The sequence below is a fragment of the Enterovibrio paralichthyis genome, from assembly GCF_019209835.1.
GTDB lineage: Bacteria > Pseudomonadota > Gammaproteobacteria > Enterobacterales > Vibrionaceae > Enterovibrio > Enterovibrio paralichthyis.
Genome location: NZ_JAHUTS010000007.1, coordinates 139,272 through 164,802, shown reverse-complemented (window position 1 = coordinate 164,802; position 25,531 = coordinate 139,272). Strand labels below are relative to the sequence as shown.

Sequence of the window (25,531 nt, the reverse complement as noted above, 5' to 3'; positions counted from 1 at the left end):
TCGAGTTGGCAACCGCCCATTTGGTTTTTCTCTCTTTATCAACTGTATAACGGGGTCTACGCTTAACTGATACAGATGTCACCATTTAAAGATTCTTGGAGTCCAGATGAGCTCGATTCGCCACATCTACTTTGCGTTAATGGGGTTTATTCTCATCCTCGGCGTTGCCATCATGCTTGCTCATTCCCGGTCAGATGCGCTAGCGAGTCAGATAGCTAAAATCCATGAGCAGCGCTACATGCAGTATATGTTGGCCACGGAGCTGAAGAACAGTTCTGAGCTTTTGACCCGGTTTGCGCGCAACTATGCGGTGACCTCGAACCAGCGTTGGCGTCAGCTCTATGATGAAGTGATTGCGATCAGGGAAGGGCAATTACCGCGTCCAAATGGCTACAACTTTGACTACTGGGCACAGCTGTCTGACCCCAACTATCTTTTTGAACATACCGAAGCACCTATCCGACCTGAATATCCATCACTGATTAGCCGAATGAGAGACGCAGGTATTGCCGAAGCCCAATTGACATTTCTGATCCAGGCATTGTCGCGTTCGCAAGAGCTGGTCACGCTTGAAGACGCGGCAATGGATCTCATTCAGGGTAAAAAACGCACAGCGCGGGGTATTGAGCGGGTGTTGCCCAATCCGGAATTGGCACAACAGATGCTGTTTGGCCCTGATTACAACCATGCTAAAAACAAAATCATGGGGCCGTTAGGTGCATTTGCTGAAGCGATTGATCGCTCATCTCGTCAGCAACTCAGGGAGTTGGAGCTTCAAAAAGGCAATGCTGATGCCTTTGCAATCGCCATGGCCTTGATACTGCTGATCACCGTGACGGCAACCACAGTGCTGCTTTGGGTGCGTTTCCTCAAACCCCTCGATAACATCCGCAGCACCATTGTCAGTAAGGTGCGTGATAAAGAGTTCGAATTCCAGTTGGATGTGAACACCCAGGGCGAGCTGAAAGATCTGGCTGCGGCGCAAAACGAAGTGTTGGGTGAAATCGCGGAGCGGTTTGAGTTTACCCGTCGCATTAAAGCATTTTCGGATTTGATCCGTGGCTGTGCAGATACCAAAGAGCTAGGTTTACAGGTCTCAAATTTCTTTTCCCAGCGCCTGGAACTGCCGTATGTCGCGATATACGTGTTAAAAAGCAATTCACTTCATCTTGTCGGTGGGGTCGGTGTTGATGAAAAGACCCATGAAATGGACAAAGACACGGTGTCGTTCCACCGCACCATCATGCTCACCAAAGATTTCCTGCGCATCCGCAACAGTGAAGATAAATTCTGTCTCGACCTCCCAACCGGGAAGATTTGTCTGTGCGAAATGTATTTTATCCCGCTGATTGTTAATAACGACATGGTCGGGGTGTTGGAACTGGGTTCGGTACGAAGCCTGTCCGACAAAGAAATAGACTGGCTGCAGGAAGCCCAGGAAGACCTGGCGGTCGGCATTCAGTTAACGTTCAACGCCGAACTGCAAATGGAAGCAGAGCAGCGTGTTTCCGAACAACTCAAACTCAACCAGCAAATTATCAACGCCATTCCAAACCCTACTTATTTCCGCAACAGGGAAGGTGCCTACATTGGCGTGAACGACGCTTTCACCGATTTTCTGGGGCTGTTTTATGTTGACGTGGTGGACAAATCACCGGCGGATCTTTTCCCCAAGGATGTCGCCACCACTTTCATCATGAAAGAGTCTGATCTGCTCGATAAGCCCGGGTCTCAGGTTTACGAGATAGAGCTGAATGCTGCCAATGGCGACACACGTAACATCACGGTTTATGAAGCAACCTACTATGGTGGCGATGGTGCTGTCATGGGGATTGTGGGCCTGTTTGTCGATATCACCACACAAAAACGCCTCGAATCTGACCTTATTTCCGCCAAAGACCAGGCGACCGAGGCGAGTAAGGCAAAAGGTGAGTTTCTTGCCAATATGAGCCATGAAATCAGCACGCCGATGAACGCGATCCTTGGTATGTCGCACCTTGCTTTGCTGACAGACCTCAACGACAAGCAGCGCAATTATGTGTCGAACATTGAGAAAGCAGGTAAATCTCTGCTTGGCATCATCAACGACATTCTCGACTTCTCGAAAATCGAAGCGGGCAAACTGTCGGTAGAGCACATCGAATTCCGCTTCAGCGAGGTGCTCGACAACATCAGTAACATTGTGTCGGTGAAGGCGAAAGAGAAAGAGCTGGAGCTGATCTTCGATATTGATCCGGAGCTGCCGGATGAACTGGTGGGTGATCCGCTACGTTTAGGGCAAATCATCATCAACTTAACCGGTAACTCGGTCAAATTTACGGAAAGCGGCGAGATTATTATCCGGGCGCGTAAAGTGACTGAACTGGACGAAATGATCGAAGTGCAGTTCGATATTCAGGACACCGGTATTGGTATGAATGAAGATCAGCTTGGCCGCTTGTTCCAGTCTTTCTCTCAGGCAGATGGCTCTATCACCCGAAAATATGGCGGTACCGGACTCGGCCTGACAATTTCGAAGAGCTTTGTTGAATTGATGGGCGGGCGAATCTGGGTAGAAAGTGAACCGGGCAAAGGTTCTACCTTCTCCTTCACTATCCGCTGCGGCCGTAGTGAATCGAGCATCAAAGAGCAGGTGGCGAAAGCAACCGTACTCCGCGACAAACGTGTGCTGGTGGTGGACGACAACCAGGCTTCCCGCGACATCATGTATGCGCTGCTGGATAACCTGAATCTGCGTGTGGCAGCGGTATCGAATGGCGAAGAGGCGGTTTATGAAGTCGAGTCCGCGGACAAGGGTAACGATGGATTTGACGTGGTTGTGATGGACTGGAAGATGCCGGGCATCAACGGTGATGAAGCCACGAGACAAATCCGTGCGCTTGGGCTGAACAAAGAGCCAAACGTCATTCTTGCGAGTGCTTATGGTGAAGATGCTGGCTTAATTACCGAAGAGATTCAGGGTCTGTTTGATGCATCGCTGGTCAAGCCTATAAACCCATCTTCGCTGTTTGATGCCTTGATGGAAGCTTTTGGGGAAGAAGAACTCAAGTTGGTTAACAACCACGAGGATGAGATTGAGCCTGAGAAAATCGACTTTACTGGCATGACTATCCTGCTGGTGGAAGACAACATGATTAACCAGGAAGTCGCTAAAGGCATTCTGGAGCAGTTCAACCCAGTGATTGAGGTGGCTGACAATGGCCAGATTGCACTGGATATGGTGCAGGAAAAAGAATTCGATATTGTGCTGATGGATATGCAGATGCCTGTCATGGACGGTCTGACTGCCACGCGCAAAATACGTGAAATTGAATCGCTAAGTAGCATGCCAATTGTTGCTATGACAGCAAACGCCATGGAACGGGATGTGAAGCAGTGTAAAGACGCGGGGATGAACGATCACGTTTCTAAACCGATTGATGTGGACGAGCTGATTTCCACCATCCGTCGCTGGACATCTGCCACCAAGGATGCGGTGCGCTATTCGGTCGAAAGGAATGAGAAGAAGAAAAAAGACCAGCCTGAAATCCTTAACTTGGAAGATATCGACCCCTTGGTATTGGACGCCAATGAAGGTATCCAGCGGATTGGGGGGAACAGCGTAGCCTATTGGAAGGTGATCACCGCGTTTACCGAAACCAAGCTTGCTGCTATTGATAAAATTCGTCAGGATTTGGCCGACGATAACCGGGATGAAGTGGAATTGTTTGCTCACTCCCTCAAAGGTGCTGCGGCAAACGTATCAGCCAAAGGCTTGGCTGTGCTTGCGGGTAATCTTGAAGACCAGGCAGGCTCAGAGCGCAAGATGGAAGCCAGTCTGGTGGACAAGATTGAACAGTGCCTGCAGGAAATCCAGACCTACATACCGAAAGAAGAGCCGCCTAAAGAGCCTGAAGTGGTCGCAGACGGCGGGTTTGCTGGCTACACCCCAAGAGAGTTCAGGATTGAGCTGGAGCAACTGAAAATCCTGCTCAACAACTTCGATACCCAGGCCGTTGACTTTATCACTGGCGTGAAGGAGAACTCGAAGGCGATGGATGTGGATTTGTCCGGCGTTGAAGACGCAATCCGCAAATTTGAATACGAAGCGGCGGCCAAAAAACTCGAAGCGGTATTGGATACTTTGGGTGTCGATGAAGTGGAAGACGCGCCGGAGCTGTTTTAGGTATAAGCTAGGTGCAATAACAACGAAGGCCGCATTGCGGCCTTCTTCATGTTTCGAACTTTTTGCTAGTGCGCGCGCTTAAATAGAACGGCTGCGCAGTTCGAAAATCAGCTTCTCAGCGCTGCATTCAAACTTCAGTTTAACGACCAGCGGGTTAAGAGTCAGCTCTGCACACTCGTTCAGGTCGTGAATCACGTTTTCGTTCACTTGTTTTGCCAGTGCCAGATAGCGTTGGAATTCAGCAACAGCGGCTTCTTTTTCTTCCGCGAAAATGCGCACTTCGGCAACTTCGTCACCTTCACCGATCACAAAACCCATTTCTGCTGTCACGCCGCAGGCTTCGCATACTTGGTATTCTTCTTGGCTCATTGCTTTCTCTCTCTCAAACAGGCTGTCCCAGATTCCGCAATGGCGGGTGGTCAGCACCGTATAAAATTATTTTGTAATATTACTACAAAAAATAAGGGATACAACGCCATCGAGGGCTTTTGACTGAAAGAAGTTTTCGCAGGGGAGGGAAGCGGAAAGACAAGCCCGGGAATGGGAAAGAAAACGCGGGCTTAGCGCCCGCGATTCAAAATTGATAGGAAGCTATTCTTCCCACTGGACTAACTGACCGGAAGGCCAGTTTACGCCCACATCGTGGTATTTTTTCTCCAGCAAATGACGGCGGATTTTCAGCGTGGGCGTCAGCAAGCCGTTTTCGATGCTCCATGGCTCTTTAATCATAAACACACCACGAATTTTGGCGTGAGATTCCAGTTCACCATTGATAGTTTCGATAACGTGTTTAACGCGACGCTCGTACCGCGCGCGGTCGAAGTTGGGGAAGTGATGAGGCAGTGCCAGCAAAATCGGCCCCGGCATACCTGAACCAACGAGACACATCATTTCCACATTACTTAGTTCGAACAGACGTTTCTCGATAGGAACTGGGCTGACAAATTTCCCTTTGGCTGTTTTAAATGTGTCGTTTTTCCGGCCTTGAATACTCAGGTAACCGTCTTCATCGAGCGAGCCGATATCGCCGGTGTGTAACCAGCCATCCACAATAGTCTCTGCGCTGGCTTCCGGGTTTTTGTAGTAACCGTCAAACAGTCCTTTACCCCGCACCAGGATTTCTTCATCCTGAGCGATTTTGATTTCAATGCCCGGCCCTGCGTTACCCACAGTGCCGATTTTATCTTTGCGGAACGGGTAGTTGAGCGTGCTGTACGCGAAAGACTCAGTCATCCCCCAGGCTTCTGTAATGTGCAGACCCAGTTTTTCATACCACAGCAGCAGTGCGGCAGACACCGGCGCTGAACCACAGCCCAATACCCGCGCCTGATCCAAGCCCAGGTTGCTGGCAATTTTCTTTTTGATAAGCCCAGACACGAACGGGATTTTCAGCAGCAGGTTGAGTTTTGAGTCCGGCAGTTTTTCCTGAATACGCTGTTGGAAGAGCGTCCAGAGGCGTGGTACCGAAATAAACAGCGTCGGGCGGTGCTTTTTCACGTCTTCAATAAAGGTATCCAGCGATTCAGGGAACGCGGTGCAAATACCGGCCATCATCGCTGAGCCCATGATGTAAACGCGCTCAGTGATATGTGCCAGCGGCAGATAGGAGAACAGGCGCTCTCCATCCTGCATGCCAATATGGTCAATCAGGCGCTGCGCAGACCACGCATACGCGCCGTAGCTCAGCATGGCGCCTTTGGGCAGCCCTGAGGTGCCGGAGGTATAAACGATGGACATCAAGTCGCTGTCCTGATGATCCGGATTAACATCAGCGCGATCATTTTGTGCAACCAAATCCGCCCAGTCGTAGCCACAGTTAATGGTTGGGTAGGGGAAGGCGATGGTAGGCATTTTATTGCGCGGCTCAAGTGCGGCTTTCAATGCTTTGGTGTCGTCCAGTTTACCGACAAACAGGGCTTTGGCTTCACTGTGGTCAAGCACATGGGCAATGGTATCGTCGCCCGCTGTCGGGAAGATAGGCACACTGATGTAGCTGCCGAGCATCATGGCCAAATCTGCGGTAAACCACTCTGCACAGTTTTTAGAGATCAGGCCGATTTTATCACCCGGCTCCAGCCCCATGCCCTGCAGCGCGGTAACGATACGCAGCGCCTGGTCGACAACGTCTGAATAGGTGAAGTCAGTAAACTGCCGGTTGATGATTTGGCGCAGGAAGATCTCATTGGGGCGTTCTTCAGCCCAGCGTAGCATCTGTTGGTGTGGTTTTGGTTGAGCCATAAAGAAACCCTGTATTACTGAAGGGGAGAGGTAATTGATTTTTAATTGTAATGTTATTGAGTTGTTAAATTAAGTGCGGTGTGGTGGGTTGGTCAAGTTAATCATTCAAACGCTTGTTCAAATTTTGATGTAGGTAACGCTCCCTTTGCGAGTACCTGCATTTTCATCCACCAAGAATAATGCTGCCATATCAGTTTGTTATAGACCCTTTTACTAGCGATTGCTCGCCCGTGATACGCACTTCTGAGATCTCACATTTTTCTGCTCCTTCAGTTTATAAATTAATCATGTGTACTATCTTTAAGAAAGCCAGAATAACGACGGGTAGTCGGTAAACTTAAATTCAGCCCAACGAAGTGTGGTCAAGAACTACGTAGTCACAGTGGCAACGCTGTGAGCAGGATGTGGTGGTAGTGATGTCTTGATTGTTTAGGGTACGGAAGCCAAAAAAGCAGGAATATAACTATGCCAAAAAGAAGCAAAGAAGATACAGAAGTGACGATTCGGTTGATTCTTGATGCCGTGGTCGATCAGCTTGTTACATTGGGCTATGACAAGATGTCTTACACGACACTGAGCCAACAGACCGGGATTTCCAGAACCGGTATCAGCCACCACTTTCCCAAGAAAACGGATTTCATTACCAGGTTAGACGACAGGTTGCTGAGCATTTTGATCGACAGGCTGGATTTGGAAGGTGACAAGCGCTCATTCATTGAAAGCTGGTTGACCGCTCTGCGTTCAGACAACCGCTTTACCGCTGTATTGCGGCTTTTCTTCCTCCAGACCGTTTCATCGGAAAATGCAGTGGAATTTACCAGCCATGCCAGCCGGAAACTGCACGACGTGTGCTGCGATCGCTATGGCGACGATTTTGAGAAAGATCTTGAATGGCTGCTGGGTAAATCAATCCTCACTATGGCCTGATTGTGACCCGCGCAACGCCTGACACGAAGCGCCCTGTATGGGCGTTTTTTTGTGGTTGTATTTTGGGCAGTTGAAACAGTTATTTATGCAAATCTTGATCTGAGACATTAAAAGGCTATTTTTCGTTTAATGATTCAAATTTAAGTTGAATAGTTCAAAAAAAATTTAATAATGGGCGTTAAACTTTTGCGTTACTACGTTACCCCCATTTTTCAATGAGATTTTCAATGAGCCGTTCACTAGTACTTGTCCTGAATGCAGGCAGCTCTTCACTCAAATTTGCCCTGATGAATGCACAAACCGGCGAGGCCATTCTGTCTGGTCTTGGTGAGTGTTTTGGTCTGGACGACGCGCGAATCAGCTGGAAACGCGATGGCGAGAAGCAAGAACTGATGCTGGAGCAAGGTGGAAACCACCACGAGAAAGCGGTTGGTATCATTGTTGATTTGGTTGAGAGCATGAACGTTGGCGAACAACTGGTTGCTATTGGCCACCGCGTAGTTCACGGCGGTGAAAAATTCGCAAACGCGACACTGCTAAATGACGACGTTATCACTGAGATTGAAGCGCTGAGCGATCTGGCTCCTCTGCACAACCCAGCGAACGTAATGGGCATCCGCGCAGCAATGAAGGCGTTCCCAAGCCTGCCACAAGTGGCTGTGTTCGACACCGCTTTCCACCAGACCATGCCTCAAAAAGCCTTTACCGGTGCAATTTCAAACGAGCTGTACACTGACTACGGTATCCGCCGTTATGGCTTCCACGGTACCAGCCACTACTTCGTCACCCGTGAAGCAGCAAAACAACTGGATAAGCCAGTGGAAGAGGCGAACTTCATTTCTGTTCACCTGGGCAACGGTGCGTCTGTGTGTGCAGTGCGTAACGGCCAGTCTGTTGATACCTCAATGGGCTTCACCCCACTGTCTGGTTTGATGATGGGTACCCGCTGTGGTGACCTTGACCCAGGCATCATTGAATTCCTGCTGAAAAAAGGCTGGAGCCAGGAACAAGTATTTGAAGCGCTGAACAAGAAATCCGGTTTCCTGGGTGTATCAGGCCTGACTTCAGACGCACGCGGCATTCTGGAAGCGATGGAAAATGGTCACGAAGGCGCGAAACTGGCGTTTGAAGTGTTCACCTACCGTGTTGCCAAGTACATCGGTTCATACATGATCCCGCTGGACAGCATTGATGCCATCATCTTCACTGGCGGTATCGGTGAAAACTCACTGCCAATCCGTCGTGAAATTCTGAAGAACCTGAAACTTCTGGGCTTTGTCGAAGATGAAGCAGGTAACGAAGCAGCACGTTTCGGCAACGGCGGTGTTATCGCTAAATCTGAGATGCTGGGCGCGGTTGCGATTGTTATCCCAACCAACGAAGAATTCGTTATTGCCTCACAAGCCGCTGAATTTACAAAGTAATTAAGCGCGAGAAGCGACACAAGAAAAGCCGCTGATGAGAGTCAGCGGCTTTTTTGTTTTGGTGGGTTTGTTTTGCCCCAAAACTATTTAGCTCAAGATTCCTGACCACTTTCTCATGTCAGTTCTTGACCTAAATATACTAATAGCAGATTATGAGCCTGGTTGAATACTTGTGATTATACAGACATGTTCTGCAATTTATGAGTGGAAGGAAGAATAAGACCTATAGAACAGTATGTTGCTGCTATGGTGTCTGTATTTTCTGAAATTATTATAAAGACAATGTCTGTTGAAAAGACACTGTTAAGTTTTTAAATAAAGTAAAAAGAAATATGATAATTACAAATATAGCAACTTGGGAATATAAGCAAGATCTTGAAGGGCTCCTTTTCTTCTCTCAACGGATGTTAGAGTTATCTTATGATAAGTCTGATTTTAATGAAAAGAATGTTTCTGTGTCGATCACAGATATTATTAACGAATGTCTTCAGTATTTAGAGCTTGAGGAAAAAGGTGTATATGAAGTATCAAATACTGAACTCGATTCATTGTTGGAAGAAATAATAGAAAGAGTTCGAGATGATGTTGTTATTAAAAATATGTTGGGTGATAAGATTGAATATTATCTTAATTCATTGAAAAGCGGTAAAGATAGAAAATCACTAAAAAACATATTGGAAATTATCGATTTAAAGATAAATCCAATGATTTACTTTGAAAAAATTAAAGATGAAGTAAAAAAATACGTTAATGATTATAAGAGGAAAGACGACCTAGTCAAAACCACAACTATGTTTTTTAACTTTTTGGTATCATATGGTTATCAAAAAGGGACTATATATTTTCTAGTTAATAAACACTTTTTTGATAAGTCTGGAGTTAATAAAGTAAAAGATATTAATTCTCTTGATGATTTTTATAAATTTTTTGATCTCGAATATAAAAATTTTGAAGTGGTTTTTTCTGCGTCGAAGATTTATTCAAATATTAGTGACTCATGTGAGAAAGTTGGGCTAAAAGTTGTAGATATTAAGAAACCTATCTATGGAAAAAACTTTGAAAGGAAGTTTTATAAAGACAGTGATAGGAAAGTATATATAGTTTGTGAAGACGTTAAAGCTCTTGACTACCAACATGCAATGAAGGTTGCTGAGGAACGAGTTTCACTAATTTCAGACTTATTTGTTGTCTTTTATCATAATAAAAAGCCTTGGTTTTCGGATTACTGTCTAGTATATAAACATGATAAAGAACATGTTGTTTCACTTCATAAGTCCTCAAATATAATGACTTCACTTAGTGAAAATGACTTAGGCTATGTAGAAAAAATATTCCCAGTTTTTCTAACAAATTTTGGATTAACAAGTGATTCTTTTAATCGGTTCCACAGAGGAGTTGAGTTGCATGCTCATGCATTAGAAACTGATGAAGTGGCATCACAAATTTTGAACCTATGGATTTGTCTTGAGGCTGTATTAATTACTGAAAAATCAAAATCACATATTGCAACTGTTGCATCATCTGTAGAATTGATTGTATCTGCTTATATAATTAGAAAGAAAATTTCTAGTCTCAAAAAAAATATAATTCAATGGGATAAAGAAAAGTTTGAATTGGCAAAATCTAAATTACCTGAGAATGTACAAAGTGATAATGATCTGGTTGTTGCTGCACTTGTTGGTGTGGTAGATTTTAAGAATATTGCTGGCGAATTATTGGCTGAGATGAATGAACAACCACTATTAAGATATAAATTTATGAAACTTGTTAGAGAGTTTCAGACAAGAAAGTCTATAGAGGAAGTTATTGATTATTATAAGGTCCAATGCCAGAGAGATATTCGAAGAGTCTATAGGTCGAGAAACAAAATTGTACATCAAGGTAATATAAATGATCACAATGATTATATCGCAGAAATGGCGCATTATTATTTAGATATGGTATTTTTCGCTATCATTGAAAGAAAAATTTCATTTAACGATATTAACTCTATAGATAATCTTATTCAGGAAATGAAAATTACTGTGGAATGCCATAAATCATATCTTAAAAATAATAAATCTGAAAAGTTGAAAGTAATAGATTTTAAGAATGTACTTTTTGGTCCAACACGTTAAAAACCTAACAAGCCACTGCAATTGACGTAGTCAACACTGGCGGCTGTGGTCTAGAGTTTTGCAAATGCTTCAGTTAATGCACAATTCGCAATTGAATGAGGCGTTAATCCATAAAAATTTTTATACGAAACTGACGAGTTAGAGTTAATACTTTAACCCGGAAATGTCCCAAACCATCCCAAAGCTCAAAAGCCAACCCCCTTCTAACTTCCCCCTTAAAAAGAGGGAAGAACCAAGAGCACGTCGTCCGTAAACCATTCAGCGCAGTCTCTTTCTGCGTTGGTGGCGCTCTGCCTTAAAACGGGTGCACGATGCTTTGGGGTGACAGCGAAAGGTAACTGCTTCGAAAGCCATTGTTCCACTCGTGTAGCATGTAGCCGCCGGGATCTTGGGTAAAACCGACCGGCGCATCGTCTCTATGATCAGTCGGAAACGAGCTGGCAGTGGCAGGGGGAGGAAAGAACAGTGACGCCTCCTATGGTGCTGACAATGCTGTTGTGCAAATGACCACAGATAATCCGCATTTCACGTTTGCTGTTTTCCAATATCTCCGCCATTTCTTCAGCGCCCTCCAAACCGATGGCATCCATAAATTGGATACCGGACGCAAAGGGCGGGTGATGCATAGCAATCAGCGCGGGTTTATCGGGACTGCTTGCTAATGCTTGCTCCAAAAAGGTCAGCGCTGAAGGAGAAAGCCTGCCGCCGCCTTGGCCGGGAATAACGGTATCCAGGCCGATAATGTCCAGATCCGGATAGCTTTTTATCCAATTGATCTCTTCGCTGGTGGCGGGTGTTAGCCCTTCAAATGCCTGATGCATCGACGCACGCAGATCATGGTTTCCGGGAATCACCAAATAGGGAATGCCTAGCCGCCCTAATACAGATTTGAAGGCTTCGTAGCTATCAAGGTCGCCATGGTCGGTGATGTCTCCGGTGACGACAATGGCGTCGATAGCGCCGAGTTTTACCAAATCCTGCTCTATCTTACTGACGGCTTGTTCAAATGAGGCCAACGTGTCGAGCACGCCCGAAACCTTTTTAGGTGGACAGACAATATGAGTGTCGGTCAGTTGCAGAATACGTGTCATTCCACCTCCTCTATTTAATGCCGGCGCGCAGGAATGCTTGCACAAACTGGCGTTGGAAAATCAAAAACGCAATCAGTAGCGGTGCAATCGACATCATAGTCGCGGCAGAGATAACCGAAATATCCACGCCGTTCTCCGGCGCACCGAAAATCGACAAGCCGACGGTCAGCGGCCGGGTGTCATCTGAATTGGTCACAATCAAGGGCCACAGGAAGTTGTTCCAGTGGGTAGAGACAGACACCAGTGCGTAAGCAAGGTAGGTCGGTTTGGCGAGTGGCACATACACCTTCATCAATATGCCGAACAGAGAACAGCCTTCAACGGCGGCGGCTTCATGCAACTCATAAGGCACGGATTTAAAAGACTGGCGCATCAGGAATATGCCGAATGCACTGGCCATGTAAGGAATGCCAACCCCCAAAATGGTGTCGAACAACCCAAGTGAAGATACCACTGCATAGTTTTCGACGATCAGGACTTCCGGCAGGATGAACAGCTGCAACAGCACCAGGATGAAAACAAAGTCTTTGCCGGGAAAGGAGACTTGGGCAAACGCAAAGCCCGCGAGTGTGGTAATGATAAATTGCCCGATTAACACCACGGTGACCAGGCAGAAGGTGTTGAAGAAGTAGCGCAGCCAAGGCGCGCCTTCCCACGCGACGCGGAAGTTATCCAGCGTCCAACCAGAAAGCAGGTTGAAATTCACGGCGTCTGAGGTGGTATGAAACGCTGCCCAAAAGGCGAATACCAAGGGTGATATCCAGATAATGGCCAGCAAAAACGCACCCGCAGTATCGAGATACTTTTCGATAGATTTCATTGGTAGTGCGTCCTTTTATCCAGGTAAGTGAACTGAATGGCGGCGGCAATCCCGAGCACGATCAGCACCAGCACTGTCATCGCTGCTGCATGCGGCGCATCAAAGAAGGCAAACGCCATTTCCCAGATGTAGTAGAGGATCAGTTTGGACGCATCCGACGGGCCGCCTTTGGTCAAAATGAACAGGTGGTCAATCAGCTTCACGGAGTTGATCATGGCGTTAACCACGATAAACAGGGTGGTCGGCATCAACAGCGGCAAAACAATGCGGCGGGTGTATGTCCAACGGCTGGCGCCTTCTATGTCAGCCGCTTCTTTGTAATCCGCCGGAATGGTCTGCAGCGCGGCCAGATAGAAGATCATAAAGAAGCCGGCTTCTTTCCAGATGGTGACGATAATCACCGCCCAAAGCGCAGTATCTGGCTGTCCAAGCCAGTTAACAGAACCAAAACCAAACAAGGCACCTATTTGGTCGAGTACGCCTAAATCCGGGGTGTAGAAAAACAACCAAAGGTTCGCTGCGGCAATCATGGGGAGCACGGTCGGCGTAAAGTAAGCGGTGCGGACAAAGCCTTTACCGGAGATTTTGGAATTCGCCCACAATGCCATGATCAAGGCGATAGCGATGGAGACAGGAATGGTGACCGCGGCATAAAACAGGTTGTTTTTCACCACGATCCAGAACGTTGGGTCGTTAAAGAGATCAGAATAGTTTTCCAGACCACTGAACTCGGAAGGCCGACGACGGGTGCCTTTTGAAAACAGACTTTCCCAGAACGTTGCCACCGAAGGGTAGAACGCAAAAAGCGTCAGTAAAATGGCCGCAGGTGTCAGCAGAAACCAACCATATAAGTGCTGCTTGCGACGTTCCATTTCAGCGTAATGATTCATACAACTGCTCTACTGCAAGTCCCCCGCCCGGTAAAGGCGGGGGGAGATGTTTTTATTGGTAATTGCGCAGGAGACGCTTGGCGGAATTTTGCGCTTCTTCCAATGCAACTTCCGGCGTTTTCTGGTCAGTCAGGGCGAACTGAATGGCATTGTTCAAGCCTTCACGGACACGGGCTGTTTCGTAGGTAGAGAACTCTGCCACCGCATGTTCTAGCTGGTTACGCGCAACCAATGCTGGCGGGAATTGCTCTGTGTATTCCTGCAACGCTTCGGTTTCATACGCGCCTTTTGATACGCCCATGTAGCCGGTGGCAATTGACCATCTGGCTGCTTGCTCCGGTGATGTCATGAACTTAATCAACTTCATCGCGGCTGCTTTTTCTTCGTCAGTGGTGTCTTTGAAAATGTAGAAATTACCGCCGCCGGTTGGGGAGCCTAAACGCACGTTGCCGGGGAGCATGGCGACACCGAAATCAAACTTGGCGGCATTTTTCACTGCCGTCAGGTTACCGGTGGAGTGCCACATCATGGCGGTGTTGCCTTCCAGGAATGCCTGACGGAGCGTGCCCCATTCAACGGTACCTTTTGGCATGATGCCGTGTTCTTCAGAAAGGGATTTCCAGAACTTGAGGGTGTCAATCACGGCAGGGTCATCGAAGTAGGTGGTCAGGCCGTCATCCGACATCAGCTTTTTGCCATTCTGGATAGCCAGCGCCTGGAACATCCAGTATGGGTAACCGGTAGATGGGATCATGATGCCGTAGGTGTTGTCATTGGTGAGCTTTTTACCCACTTCGACCAGCTCATCCCATGTTGTGGGCGGCTTTTCCGGATCGAGTCCAGCAGCGCGGAACATGTCTTTGTTGTAGTAAGCAACAATGGTTGAGCGCTGGAAAGGAATACCCCAGGTTTTGCCTTCGGCCTGACCGTTTTCCATCAGGGCAGGGTAGAAATCTGCCAGCCAGGCTTGGTCTTCTTCACCCTGTAACAGGTCATCGTATGGGGTGATCAAATCCTGATCGATCAGGTCATAGACATCGATTGAAAACATCACCGCCAACTGAGCAGGCTCGCCCGAGTTCAGCGCGGAAAGCGCACGCACGCGGGTGTCGTCATAGTTACCGGAATAGATAGCGTTAACCTTGATGTCCGGGTTTTGTGCTTCAAAGTCATCAACTATCCCGTCGACCACTTTCGTCAGCGCACCACCCACGGCAATGGGGTAGTACATGTTCAATTCTGTTGCCGCTGTTGCCGATTGCGCGGCGAGGGTAAACGCACCCGCAAAGGCACAACTCATTAACTTTGAGAACTTCATAGTTTCACCATTGGTTACGTATATACATTTGAAATCAGCTTCCCTTCTGTTTCGTGGAGAAACTGTTCCACGCCTTGCTAGTTCATTCTGTTTCCATCGCGGTCGAAGAAGTGCAGGGCACTGTCCTCGAAGTTGATGTCCACGGTGCTACCTTCCTTCAGCGACGAAAAACCATGTAGCTTCACCACCAGGCCTTTGGCGTTGGGATGATCCAGCAACATATGGGTTTCTTCGCCGAGGTATTCGCTTTCAGAGACGGTGCAACTGATGCGTCCTTGTCCCGCATCTACCAATTTCACGTGTTCGCTGCGCAGTCCCACTTTGTGCGCGTGGTCTGTTCCGGCAATCACGCCGCCATCCACTAACGCCATGGGTGGTGCGCCAACAAATTCTGCAGCGAACGTATTTTGTGGAGCGTTATAGAGTTCCTGCGGTGTACCCGCCTGCATGATATGGCCGTCTTTCATCAGGATGATCAGGTCTGCCATGCTCATGGCTTCGGTCTGGTCATGGGTGACATACACCACGGTCATTCCCAGATCTTTCTGGAGCTTTTTGATGTCTTTGCGCACGGAATGGCGGAGCTTGGCATCCAGGTTGGAAAGGGGCTCATCCATCAGGCAGAGCGGTTGACCGGCGACGATGGCGCGGGCAAGGGCGACACGCTGGCGTTGACCACCGGAAAGTTCACCGGGTTTACGCTCCTCGTAGCCAACCAGCCCGGTAATCCGAAGTGCATTCTCAAGCTTAGCCAGACGTTCGTCTTTGGGGACTTTCCGCACTTTCATGCCGAACATGACATTCTCGGCGACCGACAAATGGGGAAACAGCGCGTAAGACTGGAACACCATGGAAAGATTTCTGGCTGAAGGTGCCATTTCTGTCACGTCCACACCGTCAATGCGGATTGCCCCTTCGTCCGGTATTTCCAACCCGGCAAGCAGGCGCAGTGTGGTGGATTTGCCACAGCCAGACGGCCCCAGCAGGGCAACAAAAGTGCCTTCAGGGATATCAATCGAAATGTTCTCGACACCTAGTTGTCCGTTCCATCTTTTTGCGATGTTGTCGAATGAAACAAAGGGTTCTGTGTTCATGAAGCGTCGCCTCCTACTAACTTCAAACGATCTCCGACACGGTCACTCAGTGCTGAAAAATCATCGCCGGGGTGTTGATCCATGATGATCAAATCCACGTCGAAGATGCTCCCGCCAATCGCAGGTGCTGTTCGCGTCAATTTAGTGCTGTCCATCACCAGAATGGACGTTTTACAGTGGGTGCGAATGGTTTCGCGAACCCTGACTTCGGAGGCATGAAAATCCAGCATGCCACCATCTTCCGAAACACCCGCCACGCCAAAAATGCCGTATTCCGCGCGGTAGCTGTTAAAAAAATCCAGAACACCGTCACCGAGTACATCCCGATCTGGCATCCGCACTTCGCCGCCGGGAATGATGATTCGGTTACTCGGCTCATTACTCAAAATCATGGCGGCGTTGAGGTTGTTGGTCATCACTGTCAGCCCCGATTTCACCGTCAAAGCTTCTGCCACAATGGCAGGTGTCGAGCCGATGGAAATGAACACGGTTGAGCCATCTGGTATTTCCTTTGCGACCGCTTGGGCGATGGCCCATTTCGCTGAGAAATTGGTCACCGCCCGCTGCTGGTAGGGCTCATTGAGTTGTTGCTCAAAGCTCTCGACCCCGCCGTGTTTGCGTCGGAGCAGGTTTTCACTGCATAGCTGGTTGATATCCCGGCGTACGGTTTGGGCAGATACACCGAGCAATTCAGCCAACATCTCGACCGTCACATGACCTTGCTCAATGGTCTTCTCAAGGATCAGCTCTCGCCTGATCTCTGTCTTCGATTTCGTTTTAGTGCCATTGCCCATACCGTTCCTCCCTATTGAGATCAATCTAGTCTGATGGTTAACATTTAATCAACATTCGATTGAGTAAATGAAAGTTCAATTCCCATCAAAATGATTAATTGCTCATATTTGATAATCATTGGGTATTGATATGCTCATGGTTGTGGTGATATCACTTAGAATAATGAGCAAGTGGACACTTTTTTGTTGCGTGTATTGTTAACTGCAAAATGTGAAAGTTACGTTTCAGGACTGTGAAACCTTCATGCTGGGTACAACGAAGTAGGGAAGATGTTGGGCTGCGTTTGTTTTAGATTGCGGTTCGGTAAACCTCATTTTTGATAGGTGAAAGAAGGGAATGGCAGTATTCAAGAACACCTACCTCATCATGCGCCATGGGGAGAGTGAAGCAAACGTTGCGGACTTAGTCGTCAGCAACCCTGATATCGGCTGTGCAAAATACGGACTGACGCCTTTGGGAAAATCCCAGGCGGAGAAAACGGCGATGGCATACAGCGGCGAAAAAATCGATATGATTTTGTGCTCCGACTTTAAGCGGACGCGCGAAACAGCGGCGATCGTTGCAAAGTTGCTTGATTTGCCTGAGCCCAAAGAGGATATCCGATTGCGCGAGCGCTACTTCGGGGAATGGGAAGGCCACTCATCTGCGGCGTATGAAATCGTGTGGTCAAAGGACAGAGAAGACGCTTCCCAAACGCAGCATGGTGTTGAAAGTACAGAGAGTGTGAGAGCGAGGGCAATAAGCCTGATCCGGAATCTGGAAAACCAGCATGAAGGCAAGGTGATCCTGCTGGTGGCACATGGCGATACGTTGCAGATCATGAAATCGGCATTTCACGGCATCGAACCAGGACAGCACCGTTCCTTGCCTCACCATGAAACAGGCGAGATGAAACTTTTGGTGTCAAAAGGGGAGAGCATTCCTTTCTAGGTTGCTCTTCCCCGTGCCATGCATGTTTGCAATTTGTTTGATTCCCATTGCAGCTGGTTCTGTTTCTACAAATTAGGCTTCAATAACCCTCTTTTTATCGCCAGCGCAACGGCATGCTGACGGTTGGATGCCTCCAGCTTTTTGGTGCAGTTGTTGAGGTGGAAAAGGACGGTGCGCTCGGTGATATTGATTATCTTTGAAATCTCCCAGGCGGTTTTACCTTCGCTGGCCCAGAACAGACAATCAATTTCGCGGCGTGTCAGGCTGCTTTCGCAACATTCGTTGGCTTGAATTTTTAAAGCGAGGTAACACTCCACCAAATGGGCACCGAGGGTATGGGCAAAGGGAATGGCAGCATTAAGCTTTTCAATTTGCTGCTCATCGTCACCAATCGCCATGCTGAAGACCACAATATCGCCGGTGGCCGACTTGAGGGGAATGCTGAACCCGTTACAAAGCCCATAGTTTTTTGCTGCCTGCATCAGCGCCTGTTGCTTGGGCTCCTGGAAGGCTTCCCGTTGCACCAGAATGTCCCAGCGGATAGGGGCTTGCTGAGTGAGAATGTAGCTGACAACAGGGTCTACGCGCTGGCTGTTTTCACTGAAATAAAGTTCTAACCATTCGGTGGGGTAGTTGCTGAAATAATGAATAACCGGTGAGTAAAGGGATTCCTGCTCAATCACACCAAAAAGGTAATAGTCCAGGTCTACCAGTTCGCAAAACTGCTCACAGAGTGATTCAAACTCTTCTTTGCACCGGACATCCTGAAGTTTATCGATGATGCCAAACAGCGCCCCGACGTCCATATTCTTTCTTCCGCTTTCCATATTTAATCTGAGCCAACATAGTAATCAATATCGTAACCAGTAAGAGGTTGCCGAATGATTAAACATTCATTAACCAACCTGCGCTGAATTTATTTTTATTGTTGTCTGCGGATAGACGCTACCCCTGTCTGGCTTTTCAGGCTAGAGAGAAGTGAGGATAGATGAGGGGCATTCTCAAAAATAAAAAGGGACTCATTTATTAGACATCGGTAATTTGAGTATTTTTACAAGTTAATGATATTAATTGTTTTATTTGCATTTTTTGTGTCATTAAAGTGTATTGATATTTAAATAATACACTTAGATCAGTCACCTAAATGCATTCTTAGTGATCCTGATGGGCCGGTGCCTGTATTCGGATGCCTGAGAAAAGTACTGGATATGTTTATGAGCAATTTATTTTTGCATGAATATATACCTAAACAACCTGAAGATGCAGGATTCAGCGAGATTGACTGACGTTGTGATCGCGGCGTTGCTTTGTAGATGTAGTCATCTCCATCAAAAAGGAAGTATTCAGGGCTAGCCGACCTGATGGGTAGTCAGATCGGCAGGATCGCGTGAAGGCTCAGCAGGCAATATCAACTTTTCCCGCTACCGTGGTACAGCACGCCAGCAGGTATTCCTTTTTCTCTTCATCTGTTAGGGCGTTTTCCTCTTCCAACCAAACAATGGCTTCCGGATTGTTGTGGCGAAGTTTGCATTCGTGGCAAACGCCGGAACGGCAGCTGGAGTTCACGGCAATGCCGTTCGCTTCGGCCAGATCCAAAATGGTTTCGGCTTCCGTAATTTCAATCGTTTTCTGGGATTCGGAAAAGGTAATGGCAGCGCCGTCAGGTTTCACCGTTTCGAAGTTATAAACGGCGGCGTTAAAGCGCTCCATCCGCAGTCGGTTTAAGGTCAGTTTGCTGACTGTGTCAATCAGCGCCTCTGGCCCGCAAACATAATGGGTATCTGCCTCCCAAGCGGTAAGCAGCGCTGAAAGCTGAAGGGCGTTTGGTCTGCCAATCGTGGCGGTATCCCACACTTTTATCTGGAGCTGGGGGTAGGTGACGGACAGTGTTTTCAGCTCAGTAAGCAGGGGGGCGGTTTTAGCATGGCGGACGATGTAAAGCAAATTGGCTGGTGTGTTGGGATGATGCTCAGCGAGTTCCTGTAGCATGGCGGCTATCGGGCTGATCCCGCTGCCCGCAGCAATAAACGCATGGGTTTTGGCATCACTGTCCAACGTAAAATTGCCCATGGGCTCGCTCGCCTGCAGTGTTAAACCTTCCTCACAATGGTCGACTAACCAGTTGGAAACCAAACCGTCTTCAACCCGTTTAACGGTGATCCGGACAGCGTTCGGGACACGCTCGGTATCAAAGGCACTGAGCGAATAACTGCGCTGGTGGACGCGGTTTTCAATGGGCACGGCCAGCGTAATAAATTGCCCTGCTTTAGCGGTAACAGGGTGGGAGCAATCAAACCATGCGGTGACGGTATCGTCTGACTCCCGCAATGTTTGGGTACAGGTTAGGGTGATAGACATGGCACAGATCCTCATTTGAGTGCAACGACCCAAATTCTCGGTGCAAAAGCAATCATGATGTTACCTGTCGTATATATCAGGTAATGCGGTTATCACTCTGTAAATTAAGGATTAATTGGCATTCCTGTCAGAAGTGACGGTTAGCGCAGTCGAAAGTGTTGCTGGAATATTGAGCGTACATCTTGAACCACGAAGGTACGCACCATGAAAAAGGAACAGGAACACACGTTGGTTGATCTCATTGCCCAACACGCTGCGGAGATGCCGGACAAACTGGCTTACATCATGCTGGACGACAAAGGCAACGAGATTGACCACCTCACCTTTGCCGAGCTGGAAGTGATTGCCAAGGCGCAGGCTACCAAGATCCGTTCGGTCTGCGACAAAGGTGACCGCGTGCTCATGCTTTACCCCTCCGGTCTTGAATTCGTGCAGGGTTTTATGTCCTGCCAATATGCCGGTGTTGTTGCGGTGCCGGTTTCCCTGCCTTCACGTAAAGGGGAACACCATGCCCGCATCTCCCACATCATCAAAGACGCCGACATTGATACGGTGATGACCGACAGCGCGTCATGGCCGGCACTGGAAGCCTGGTTTGATGAGGTGGGTATCGATGACCTGAACGTGATTGTGAGTGACACCGTAGACCCGGCGATGGAAGGGCGATATACACCGGTTGATCTCTGCCGTGATGACCTCTCATTTCTCCAATACACCTCAGGCTCAACCGGCGATCCAAAAGGCGTGATGATTTCCCACGGCAATCTGATCCACAACAGCGAACTTATCCGAGATCGCCTTTCCCACACCAAAGAAATGACCTGCTGCAGCTGGCTGCCTTTCTATCACGACATGGGTTTGATCGGGAACATTCTGCAGTCGGTGCACAATGGTTCAACGCTGGTATTGATGTCGCCAACCTCTTTCCTCAAGCGCCCTGCAACCTGGCTGAAAGCCATCAGCCACTACAAAGCCTATACCTCCGGTGCACCGAATTTTGGTTACGAATACTGCCTGGCTAGGGTGAAAGACGCGGATTTGGAAGGGGTAGACCTGAGTGACTGGGTCAACTCATTTAATGGTGCAGAACCTATCCGTCAGGATACCATCGACCGCTTCTTCAACCGTTTCAAAAAATTCGGCTTCCGCTACAGCGCCATGTATCCCTGCTATGGCATGGCAGAAACCACGCTTTTCGTCTCCGGTGGCAAGCCGGGCGTCGCCCACCAGACCTTGTGTGTTACGCCGGATCTCTATGGCCGAAACATTGTTGAGCAATGCCCTCCGGGCACTGAAGAGGCGATCACCTGCGTCAGTTGCGGCACTTTCGAAGGGCTGGATGTGGCGATTGTCGAGCCTGAATCCTGCGCACGACTGGCAGACGGTCGAGTCGGTGAAGTCTGGGTGCACGGCGGCAGTGTCGGTAAAGGCTACTGGAACCAGCCAGAGCGAAACAAAAAGAGCTTCCAGGCCAAAATCAGCAACGATGAAAATGACGATCGCGAATGGCTGCGAACCGGGGATCTGGGCTTTATCACCAATGGCGAGCTGTTTATTTCAGGACGCTTGAAAGACCTGGTGGTGGTCAACGGTCGCAACCTGTACCCGCAGGATATCGAGGTATTTGTTTCCGAACTGGATCCGCGTCTTGAGAAAGGCTTTGGCGCTGCTTTTGCGGTGCAGGGCGATGTGAGCGAAGAGATCGTGCTGGTGCAGGAAGTGGCGCCGAATGAAGTGCCGGAATCGGAATGGCCAGCACTGGCAAGAGCCTTGCGCTCGGCGGTTGCGGCAGAGTTTCAAGCGCCCATCCAGGCCATCGTGCTGATTAAGCGCGGCACCATTTGCCGAACAACCTCGGGCAAAATCCAGCGTAACAAAACACGCCAGAAGTGGGTGTCCGACAAGGAATGGCCACTGTTTGATGACAGCCGTCCTTCCGCGTCCCGTGCGGCGTAAGCGAGGCTCCCATGAAGGCTTTACAAGCACTGGTGGCGCAATTCGAGCGCCACTTTGGAGACGAGCGCGACCCGCAAACCCTGTTCAGCTGGGGCAATGCGCTGCGAATCGATGATGATTGGGCATTCCCTGCTGGGCAGGTCAAAGCGCTAAACGAGTGGGGTGTCCATGCCTACTATGTGCCGCAGGATGTGGGCGGCAGGTTGGCTGATTTCACCCACCTTTCCATGCTGGTCAGGCTGATGGCACGCCGCGACCTGACCTGCGCTATCGGCCATGGCAAAACCTTCCTTGGGGCAGTGAGTGTCTGGGTCGGGGGCAATGATGCCCAGCGTTTGTCGGTTGCAGACGATGTGCTGGCAGGGGATGCTGTATCCCTTGCCTTGACCGAACGCCAGCACGGCAGTGATGTGTCATCCAGCGAAGTGACCGCAGTGAAAACGGCGCAGGGTTATTGCCTCAACGGCGAAAAGTACCTGATCAACAATGCGACCCGTGGGCAGGCGTTGACTGTGTTTGCGCGCACTGCCCATCAGGGACAATCCCGCGATTTCACTCTGTTTCTGGTGAAAAAATCGCAGCATGCGGCGAACAAGTTCAGCTTTGTGCCGAAAGCGCTGACCCACGGTATCCGCGGCGCTGATATCAGTGGCATCCAATTCCAGAACGTCCATTTGTCACCGGATGCTGTCATCGGCAAAGAAGGGCATGGGCTGGATATCACCCTGAAAGGTTTCCAGCTTTCCCGGAGCCTTTGCGCGGCACTTTCCTGCGGCGCAGCGGATTCCGCGCTGCGAGTCACTTTGGAATTCGCCCAGAAACGTTTTTCGGGCCGACAGCACCTGATTGATATTCCCAATATCCGCCAGGCGCTCGCCGCGGCATCTGCAGACATGTACGTCTGCGACATGGCGACCCAAATTCTCAGCCGCGCCATTCACGTGTTGCCGGAGCAAATGAGTCTTCTGTCAGCGGTGTTGAAAGCGTCTGTGCCGGTGAAATGTGAGGAGATGGTCGAATCCCTGTCTGATGTGCTCGGGGCAAGATCGTACGTGCAGGTTGGTGAACAGTCCGACATCTTCGGCAAAATGTTGCGGGATATCCGCCTGATAGCCCTGTTTGATGGTAATACGGCGGTGAACCTTCAAGCCATTGCCCTGCAATTACCTGCGTTGGCGCGTCAGCGCCAGACAGGCGAAACCCAGGTGTCAGCCTCTGCATTGGAAGCGTTGTTCAACCTGTCTGCGCCGTTACCTTCGTTTGCGCGTCAAAAGCTTTCCCTGTTTACCAAGCGTGGTGACTGGCTGGCGGCAGGGCTCTCCCAAGCGGAATCCCTGAGTGGTGAGTTTCCTGCGCTGGCAGATAAAGCAGCCGAGATCCGCCAGAAACTGGAAGCCTTGGACACAGATGTACTGGCACTGCCAAATCAGCCGGGTCACCCCTCTGCCATCCGTTTTGCGCAGGCTCAACGCTACTGCGATCTGCAACTGGCAACCCTCACTTTGCTCTTCTTCATCTACAACCGTCAGTCGTTGGCAGAGTCGATGCAGCGTTATCACTGGGTTGAAGAGTGCATTGACCGTTTGCTCGGCAATGAGGATGCAGTGACCGACGCGATTTGCCTGCAAACCGTACGCGAACAGGTGGCTGAAAGTGAGTTGCTGTCCGTTGTCCGTTTCCCGTTGCGCGGGCTGGAAGAACCGGAAGAGAAGGGCTGCGACATTCAACCGACTGTGGAGGTGGCCCATGCTTAACGCATCTTCTGTGGCTGACGCTTTGCGTCAGGCCAACCATCAACATCCCGCTTTCAGTGCCAGCGCCATTCTGGGGTATGACCGCAGTGGCGAGTTCAATACCGAGGCTGAATCCGTTGCAAGCCGCGCCGGGTTGGGCGAGCTGCTGGCAAACTGGGTTGAATCACCCCGCGAGGTTTCGCTGGATAGCCTGACGGCGTCGATGGGTGAGTTGTGCCGACAGGATCTCTCGCTGGGCTTGGGCTATTGCCTGACCGCATTTATGGCGGCAACCAACCTCGCAGTGGCGGGCAGTACGGCACAAAAAGCCCAGGTTGCCAATGTGCTACGAAACGACCAACGAATCGCCATTGCTTACCACGAACTGCATGCCGGTAACGATTTGTCCGCGTTGGCACTCAAAGCGACAAAAGTGGACGGCGGCTATGTGCTTTCCGGCTGCAAGGAAGTGGTCAATAACCTCACCCGCGCAAAAGCCGTGGTGCTGTTTGCCGACACTGGAGAAGAGAACCCGGCGCGTCATCACAGCCTGTTTCTGTTGACAGAAGACGAGCTATCCCAAGCTGGGGTGACGGTTGCAAACCGCTTTAACACCCTTGGCGTGAGGAACTGTCACATCATGGGCATCGCGTTCGATGATGTCTTTGTCTCCGAACATTGCCTGTTGGGTGAGCAGGGGCGCGGCGGTGAGTGTGCACTGAAAGCGTTCCAAATCACCCGCACCCTGCTGCCTGCCATCAGCCAGTATGCATTGCGCAATGGGTTGGATTTACTCACCCGGTTTGCCTGCCAGCGCAAGCTATATAACGGTGACCTGTTTGAGATGCCGGTCTACCGCAAAGCTTTCACTGAAGCGGCGGCTGACACCTGGCTGGCAGGCGAAACCGCAACCCTGATGCGTCACGGCCTGGAAGCCTTTCCCCAGTTTGGTAACGGATACAGCGCGGCGGCCAAGTTTTATCTGCCCCGCGTGATGAAGAAGGCGTTGAAATCCATGTCGGGATTGCTGGGAGCAAGGTATTACCTCAGCAGCGACGACTATGGCCTGTTTGAAAAACTGGTACGGGATTTCCCTGTGGTCAGCTTCGGCCATGCCGGCAGTCTGGTTTGCCAGACCACTCTGGTCCACCAGCTGCCACGCTTGCTGCAGCCCTCTGTCGGTGAAACCGCAGAACACGATTTGCTGGCCGGAAACCGGGACTGGTTAGGCTCGCTCCGCATCGCCTGCAGCAAAGGCGAACCCATTCTTGGCCTGCTGCCTGTGCTGACATCGCGCTGTGAAAAGCGCTTCGCATCGGATGAAAACTGGCGGGCACTTCTGGCGGATATCAGCCCGCTAATGGAGCGGTGCCACGGGCGTTTGACCTCTTCACCTTACGACGCTGCCGAAGACTATTGCCGTCTGGTTGCGGTTACCGCGGTGCTGCGTGTCCTTTCCGCGAAAGGGGAGGACTGCACGTTGCAATCCATCGCTTTTATCGCGCTGTGGCGCTTGCTGCGTGAACGTCAGGAACCAGCAACAGACAGCGCTTATCTCGCCGCGGTTGACCAGTTGGCCGATGACATCCAACACCATCCCATTGATCCGCTTCGCCGCCTGATGTTTGAGAAAACCCAGCGCGTAAGCCTTTCAGATAACGCTCTTAACCCTTGA

General features: G+C 49.6%; 18 protein-coding genes. 8 read left to right on the top strand and 10 right to left on the bottom strand.

Annotation, left to right across the window (positions count from 1 at the left end):
* Positions 1 to 106 precede the first annotated feature (106 nt).
* A complete protein-coding gene (locus tag KU854_RS10895; protein WP_255555524.1) occupies positions 107 to 4,165 on the top strand; it encodes a hybrid sensor histidine kinase/response regulator in 4,059 nt (1,352 codons plus the stop codon).
* 78 nt (positions 4,166 to 4,243) lie between these two features.
* Here the strand turns inward: KU854_RS10895 and KU854_RS10890 are convergent, their stop codons facing one another.
* Complete coding sequence (locus KU854_RS10890) at positions 4,244 to 4,534, bottom strand: DUF406 family protein (protein WP_054779981.1); 291 nt, start codon at positions 4,532 to 4,534, stop codon at positions 4,244 to 4,246.
* Between the two features lie 222 nt (positions 4,535 to 4,756).
* Positions 4,757 to 6,403, bottom strand: coding sequence for an AMP-binding protein (locus tag KU854_RS10885; protein WP_218358584.1), 1,647 nt, complete (start codon positions 6,401 to 6,403; stop codon positions 4,757 to 4,759).
* A 465-nt stretch (positions 6,404 to 6,868) separates the two neighbouring features.
* On the opposite strand from KU854_RS10885, the gene KU854_RS10880 reads away from it, so the two are divergent.
* From KU854_RS10880 to KU854_RS10870, 3 genes are all read left to right on the top strand, one after another.
* Positions 6,869 to 7,330, top strand: coding sequence for a TetR/AcrR family transcriptional regulator (locus KU854_RS10880; RefSeq protein ID WP_218358583.1), 462 nt, complete (start codon positions 6,869 to 6,871; stop codon positions 7,328 to 7,330).
* Positions 7,331 to 7,557: 227 nt separating this feature from the next.
* Positions 7,558 to 8,754, top strand: coding sequence for an acetate/propionate family kinase (locus KU854_RS10875; protein WP_218358582.1), 1,197 nt, complete (start codon positions 7,558 to 7,560; stop codon positions 8,752 to 8,754).
* A gap of 332 nt (positions 8,755 to 9,086) precedes the next feature.
* Positions 9,087 to 10,871, top strand: coding sequence for a HEPN domain-containing protein (locus tag KU854_RS10870; RefSeq protein WP_218358581.1), 1,785 nt, complete (start codon positions 9,087 to 9,089; stop codon positions 10,869 to 10,871).
* A gap of 422 nt (positions 10,872 to 11,293) precedes the next feature.
* On the opposite strand, the gene KU854_RS10865 is transcribed toward KU854_RS10870, so the two are convergent.
* The 6 genes from KU854_RS10865 to KU854_RS10840 all read right to left on the bottom strand — a co-directional run bounded on the left by KU854_RS10865 (position 11,294) and on the right by KU854_RS10840 (position 16,878).
* Positions 11,294 to 11,962, bottom strand: coding sequence for a phosphodiesterase (locus KU854_RS10865; RefSeq protein WP_255555523.1), 669 nt, complete (start codon positions 11,960 to 11,962; stop codon positions 11,294 to 11,296).
* A gap of 10 nt (positions 11,963 to 11,972) precedes the next feature.
* The gene (locus tag KU854_RS10860) at positions 11,973 to 12,782 is read right to left on the bottom strand and encodes a carbohydrate ABC transporter permease (protein WP_054778571.1); all 810 of its coding nucleotides are present in this window, start codon (positions 12,780 to 12,782) and stop codon (positions 11,973 to 11,975) included.
* Complete coding sequence (locus KU854_RS10855; RefSeq protein WP_054778572.1) at positions 12,779 to 13,672, bottom strand: carbohydrate ABC transporter permease; 894 nt, start codon at positions 13,670 to 13,672, stop codon at positions 12,779 to 12,781. Before KU854_RS10855 ends, KU854_RS10860 begins: the two co-directional genes overlap by 4 nt.
* A gap of 52 nt (positions 13,673 to 13,724) precedes the next feature.
* Complete coding sequence (locus KU854_RS10850) at positions 13,725 to 14,990, bottom strand: ABC transporter substrate-binding protein (protein ID WP_218358580.1); 1,266 nt, start codon at positions 14,988 to 14,990, stop codon at positions 13,725 to 13,727.
* A gap of 77 nt (positions 14,991 to 15,067) precedes the next feature.
* The gene (locus KU854_RS10845) at positions 15,068 to 16,084 is read right to left on the bottom strand and encodes an ABC transporter ATP-binding protein (RefSeq protein ID WP_218358579.1); all 1,017 of its coding nucleotides are present in this window, start codon (positions 16,082 to 16,084) and stop codon (positions 15,068 to 15,070) included.
* Positions 16,081 to 16,878 carry a DeoR/GlpR family DNA-binding transcription regulator gene (locus KU854_RS10840; RefSeq protein ID WP_218358578.1) on the bottom strand — a complete coding sequence of 266 codons (798 nt, stop codon included), beginning with the start codon at positions 16,876 to 16,878 and terminating at the stop codon, positions 16,081 to 16,083. The genes KU854_RS10845 and KU854_RS10840 overlap by 4 nt, the downstream gene beginning before the upstream one ends.
* A 337-nt stretch (positions 16,879 to 17,215) precedes the next feature.
* Between KU854_RS10840 and KU854_RS10835 the strand changes: the two genes are divergently transcribed.
* Entirely contained in the window at positions 17,216 to 17,809 is a 594-nt protein-coding gene (locus KU854_RS10835) for a histidine phosphatase family protein (RefSeq protein ID WP_218358577.1), read from the top strand.
* Between the two features lie 65 nt (positions 17,810 to 17,874).
* Here KU854_RS10835 and KU854_RS10830 read toward each other — a convergent pair whose 3' ends face one another.
* Positions 17,875 to 18,636 (bottom strand): helix-turn-helix transcriptional regulator, encoded by a 762-nt coding sequence (locus tag KU854_RS10830; protein ID WP_255555522.1) that lies wholly within the window; start codon positions 18,634 to 18,636, stop codon positions 17,875 to 17,877.
* Between the two features lie 568 nt (positions 18,637 to 19,204).
* Positions 19,205 to 20,167, bottom strand: a complete 963-nt coding sequence (locus KU854_RS10825) for a 2Fe-2S iron-sulfur cluster-binding protein (RefSeq protein WP_218358576.1) — start codon at positions 20,165 to 20,167, stop codon at positions 19,205 to 19,207.
* A gap of 204 nt (positions 20,168 to 20,371) precedes the next feature.
* On the opposite strand from KU854_RS10825, the gene KU854_RS10820 reads away from it, so the two are divergent.
* From KU854_RS10820 to KU854_RS10810, 3 genes are read left to right on the top strand one after another with little or no spacing between them, the layout of a single operon-like run.
* On the top strand, positions 20,372 to 22,123 hold the full coding sequence (locus KU854_RS10820; protein ID WP_218358575.1) for a fatty acyl-AMP ligase: 1,752 nt from the start codon (positions 20,372 to 20,374) through the stop codon (positions 22,121 to 22,123).
* A gap of 11 nt (positions 22,124 to 22,134) precedes the next feature.
* Positions 22,135 to 23,877, top strand: coding sequence for an acyl-CoA dehydrogenase family protein (locus KU854_RS10815; protein WP_218358574.1), 1,743 nt, complete (start codon positions 22,135 to 22,137; stop codon positions 23,875 to 23,877).
* Positions 23,870 to 25,531 (top strand): acyl-CoA dehydrogenase, encoded by a 1,662-nt coding sequence (locus KU854_RS10810; protein ID WP_218358573.1) that lies wholly within the window; start codon positions 23,870 to 23,872, stop codon positions 25,529 to 25,531. The genes KU854_RS10815 and KU854_RS10810 overlap by 8 nt, the downstream gene beginning before the upstream one ends.

Coding starts and splice junctions, on each gene's coding strand:
- KU854_RS10835 (WP_218358577.1), top strand. CDS start 17,216: ATGGCAGTATTCAAGAACACCTACCTCATCATGCGCCATGGGGAGAGT.
- KU854_RS10855 (WP_054778572.1), bottom strand. CDS start 13,672: ATGAATCATTACGCTGAAATGGAACGTCGCAAGCAGCACTTATATGGT.
- KU854_RS10875 (WP_218358582.1), top strand. CDS start 7,558: ATGAGCCGTTCACTAGTACTTGTCCTGAATGCAGGCAGCTCTTCACTC.
- KU854_RS10820 (WP_218358575.1), top strand. CDS start 20,372: ATGAAAAAGGAACAGGAACACACGTTGGTTGATCTCATTGCCCAACAC.
- KU854_RS10895 (WP_255555524.1), top strand. CDS start 107: ATGAGCTCGATTCGCCACATCTACTTTGCGTTAATGGGGTTTATTCTC.
- KU854_RS10850 (WP_218358580.1), bottom strand. CDS start 14,990: ATGAAGTTCTCAAAGTTAATGAGTTGTGCCTTTGCGGGTGCGTTTACC.
- KU854_RS10870 (WP_218358581.1), top strand. CDS start 9,087: ATGATAATTACAAATATAGCAACTTGGGAATATAAGCAAGATCTTGAA.
- KU854_RS10840 (WP_218358578.1), bottom strand. CDS start 16,878: ATGGGCAATGGCACTAAAACGAAATCGAAGACAGAGATCAGGCGAGAG.
- KU854_RS10880 (WP_218358583.1), top strand. CDS start 6,869: ATGCCAAAAAGAAGCAAAGAAGATACAGAAGTGACGATTCGGTTGATT.
- KU854_RS10890 (WP_054779981.1), bottom strand. CDS start 4,534: ATGAGCCAAGAAGAATACCAAGTATGCGAAGCCTGCGGCGTGACAGCA.
- KU854_RS10815 (WP_218358574.1), top strand. CDS start 22,135: ATGAAGGCTTTACAAGCACTGGTGGCGCAATTCGAGCGCCACTTTGGA.
- KU854_RS10845 (WP_218358579.1), bottom strand. CDS start 16,084: ATGAACACAGAACCCTTTGTTTCATTCGACAACATCGCAAAAAGATGG.
- KU854_RS10885 (WP_218358584.1), bottom strand. CDS start 6,403: ATGGCTCAACCAAAACCACACCAACAGATGCTACGCTGGGCTGAAGAA.
- KU854_RS10825 (WP_218358576.1), bottom strand. CDS start 20,167: ATGTCTATCACCCTAACCTGTACCCAAACATTGCGGGAGTCAGACGAT.
- KU854_RS10830 (WP_255555522.1), bottom strand. CDS start 18,636: ATGGAAAGCGGAAGAAAGAATATGGACGTCGGGGCGCTGTTTGGCATC.
- KU854_RS10860 (WP_054778571.1), bottom strand. CDS start 12,782: ATGAAATCTATCGAAAAGTATCTCGATACTGCGGGTGCGTTTTTGCTG.
- KU854_RS10810 (WP_218358573.1), top strand. CDS start 23,870: ATGCTTAACGCATCTTCTGTGGCTGACGCTTTGCGTCAGGCCAACCAT.
- KU854_RS10865 (WP_255555523.1), bottom strand. CDS start 11,962: ATGACACGTATTCTGCAACTGACCGACACTCATATTGTCTGTCCACCT.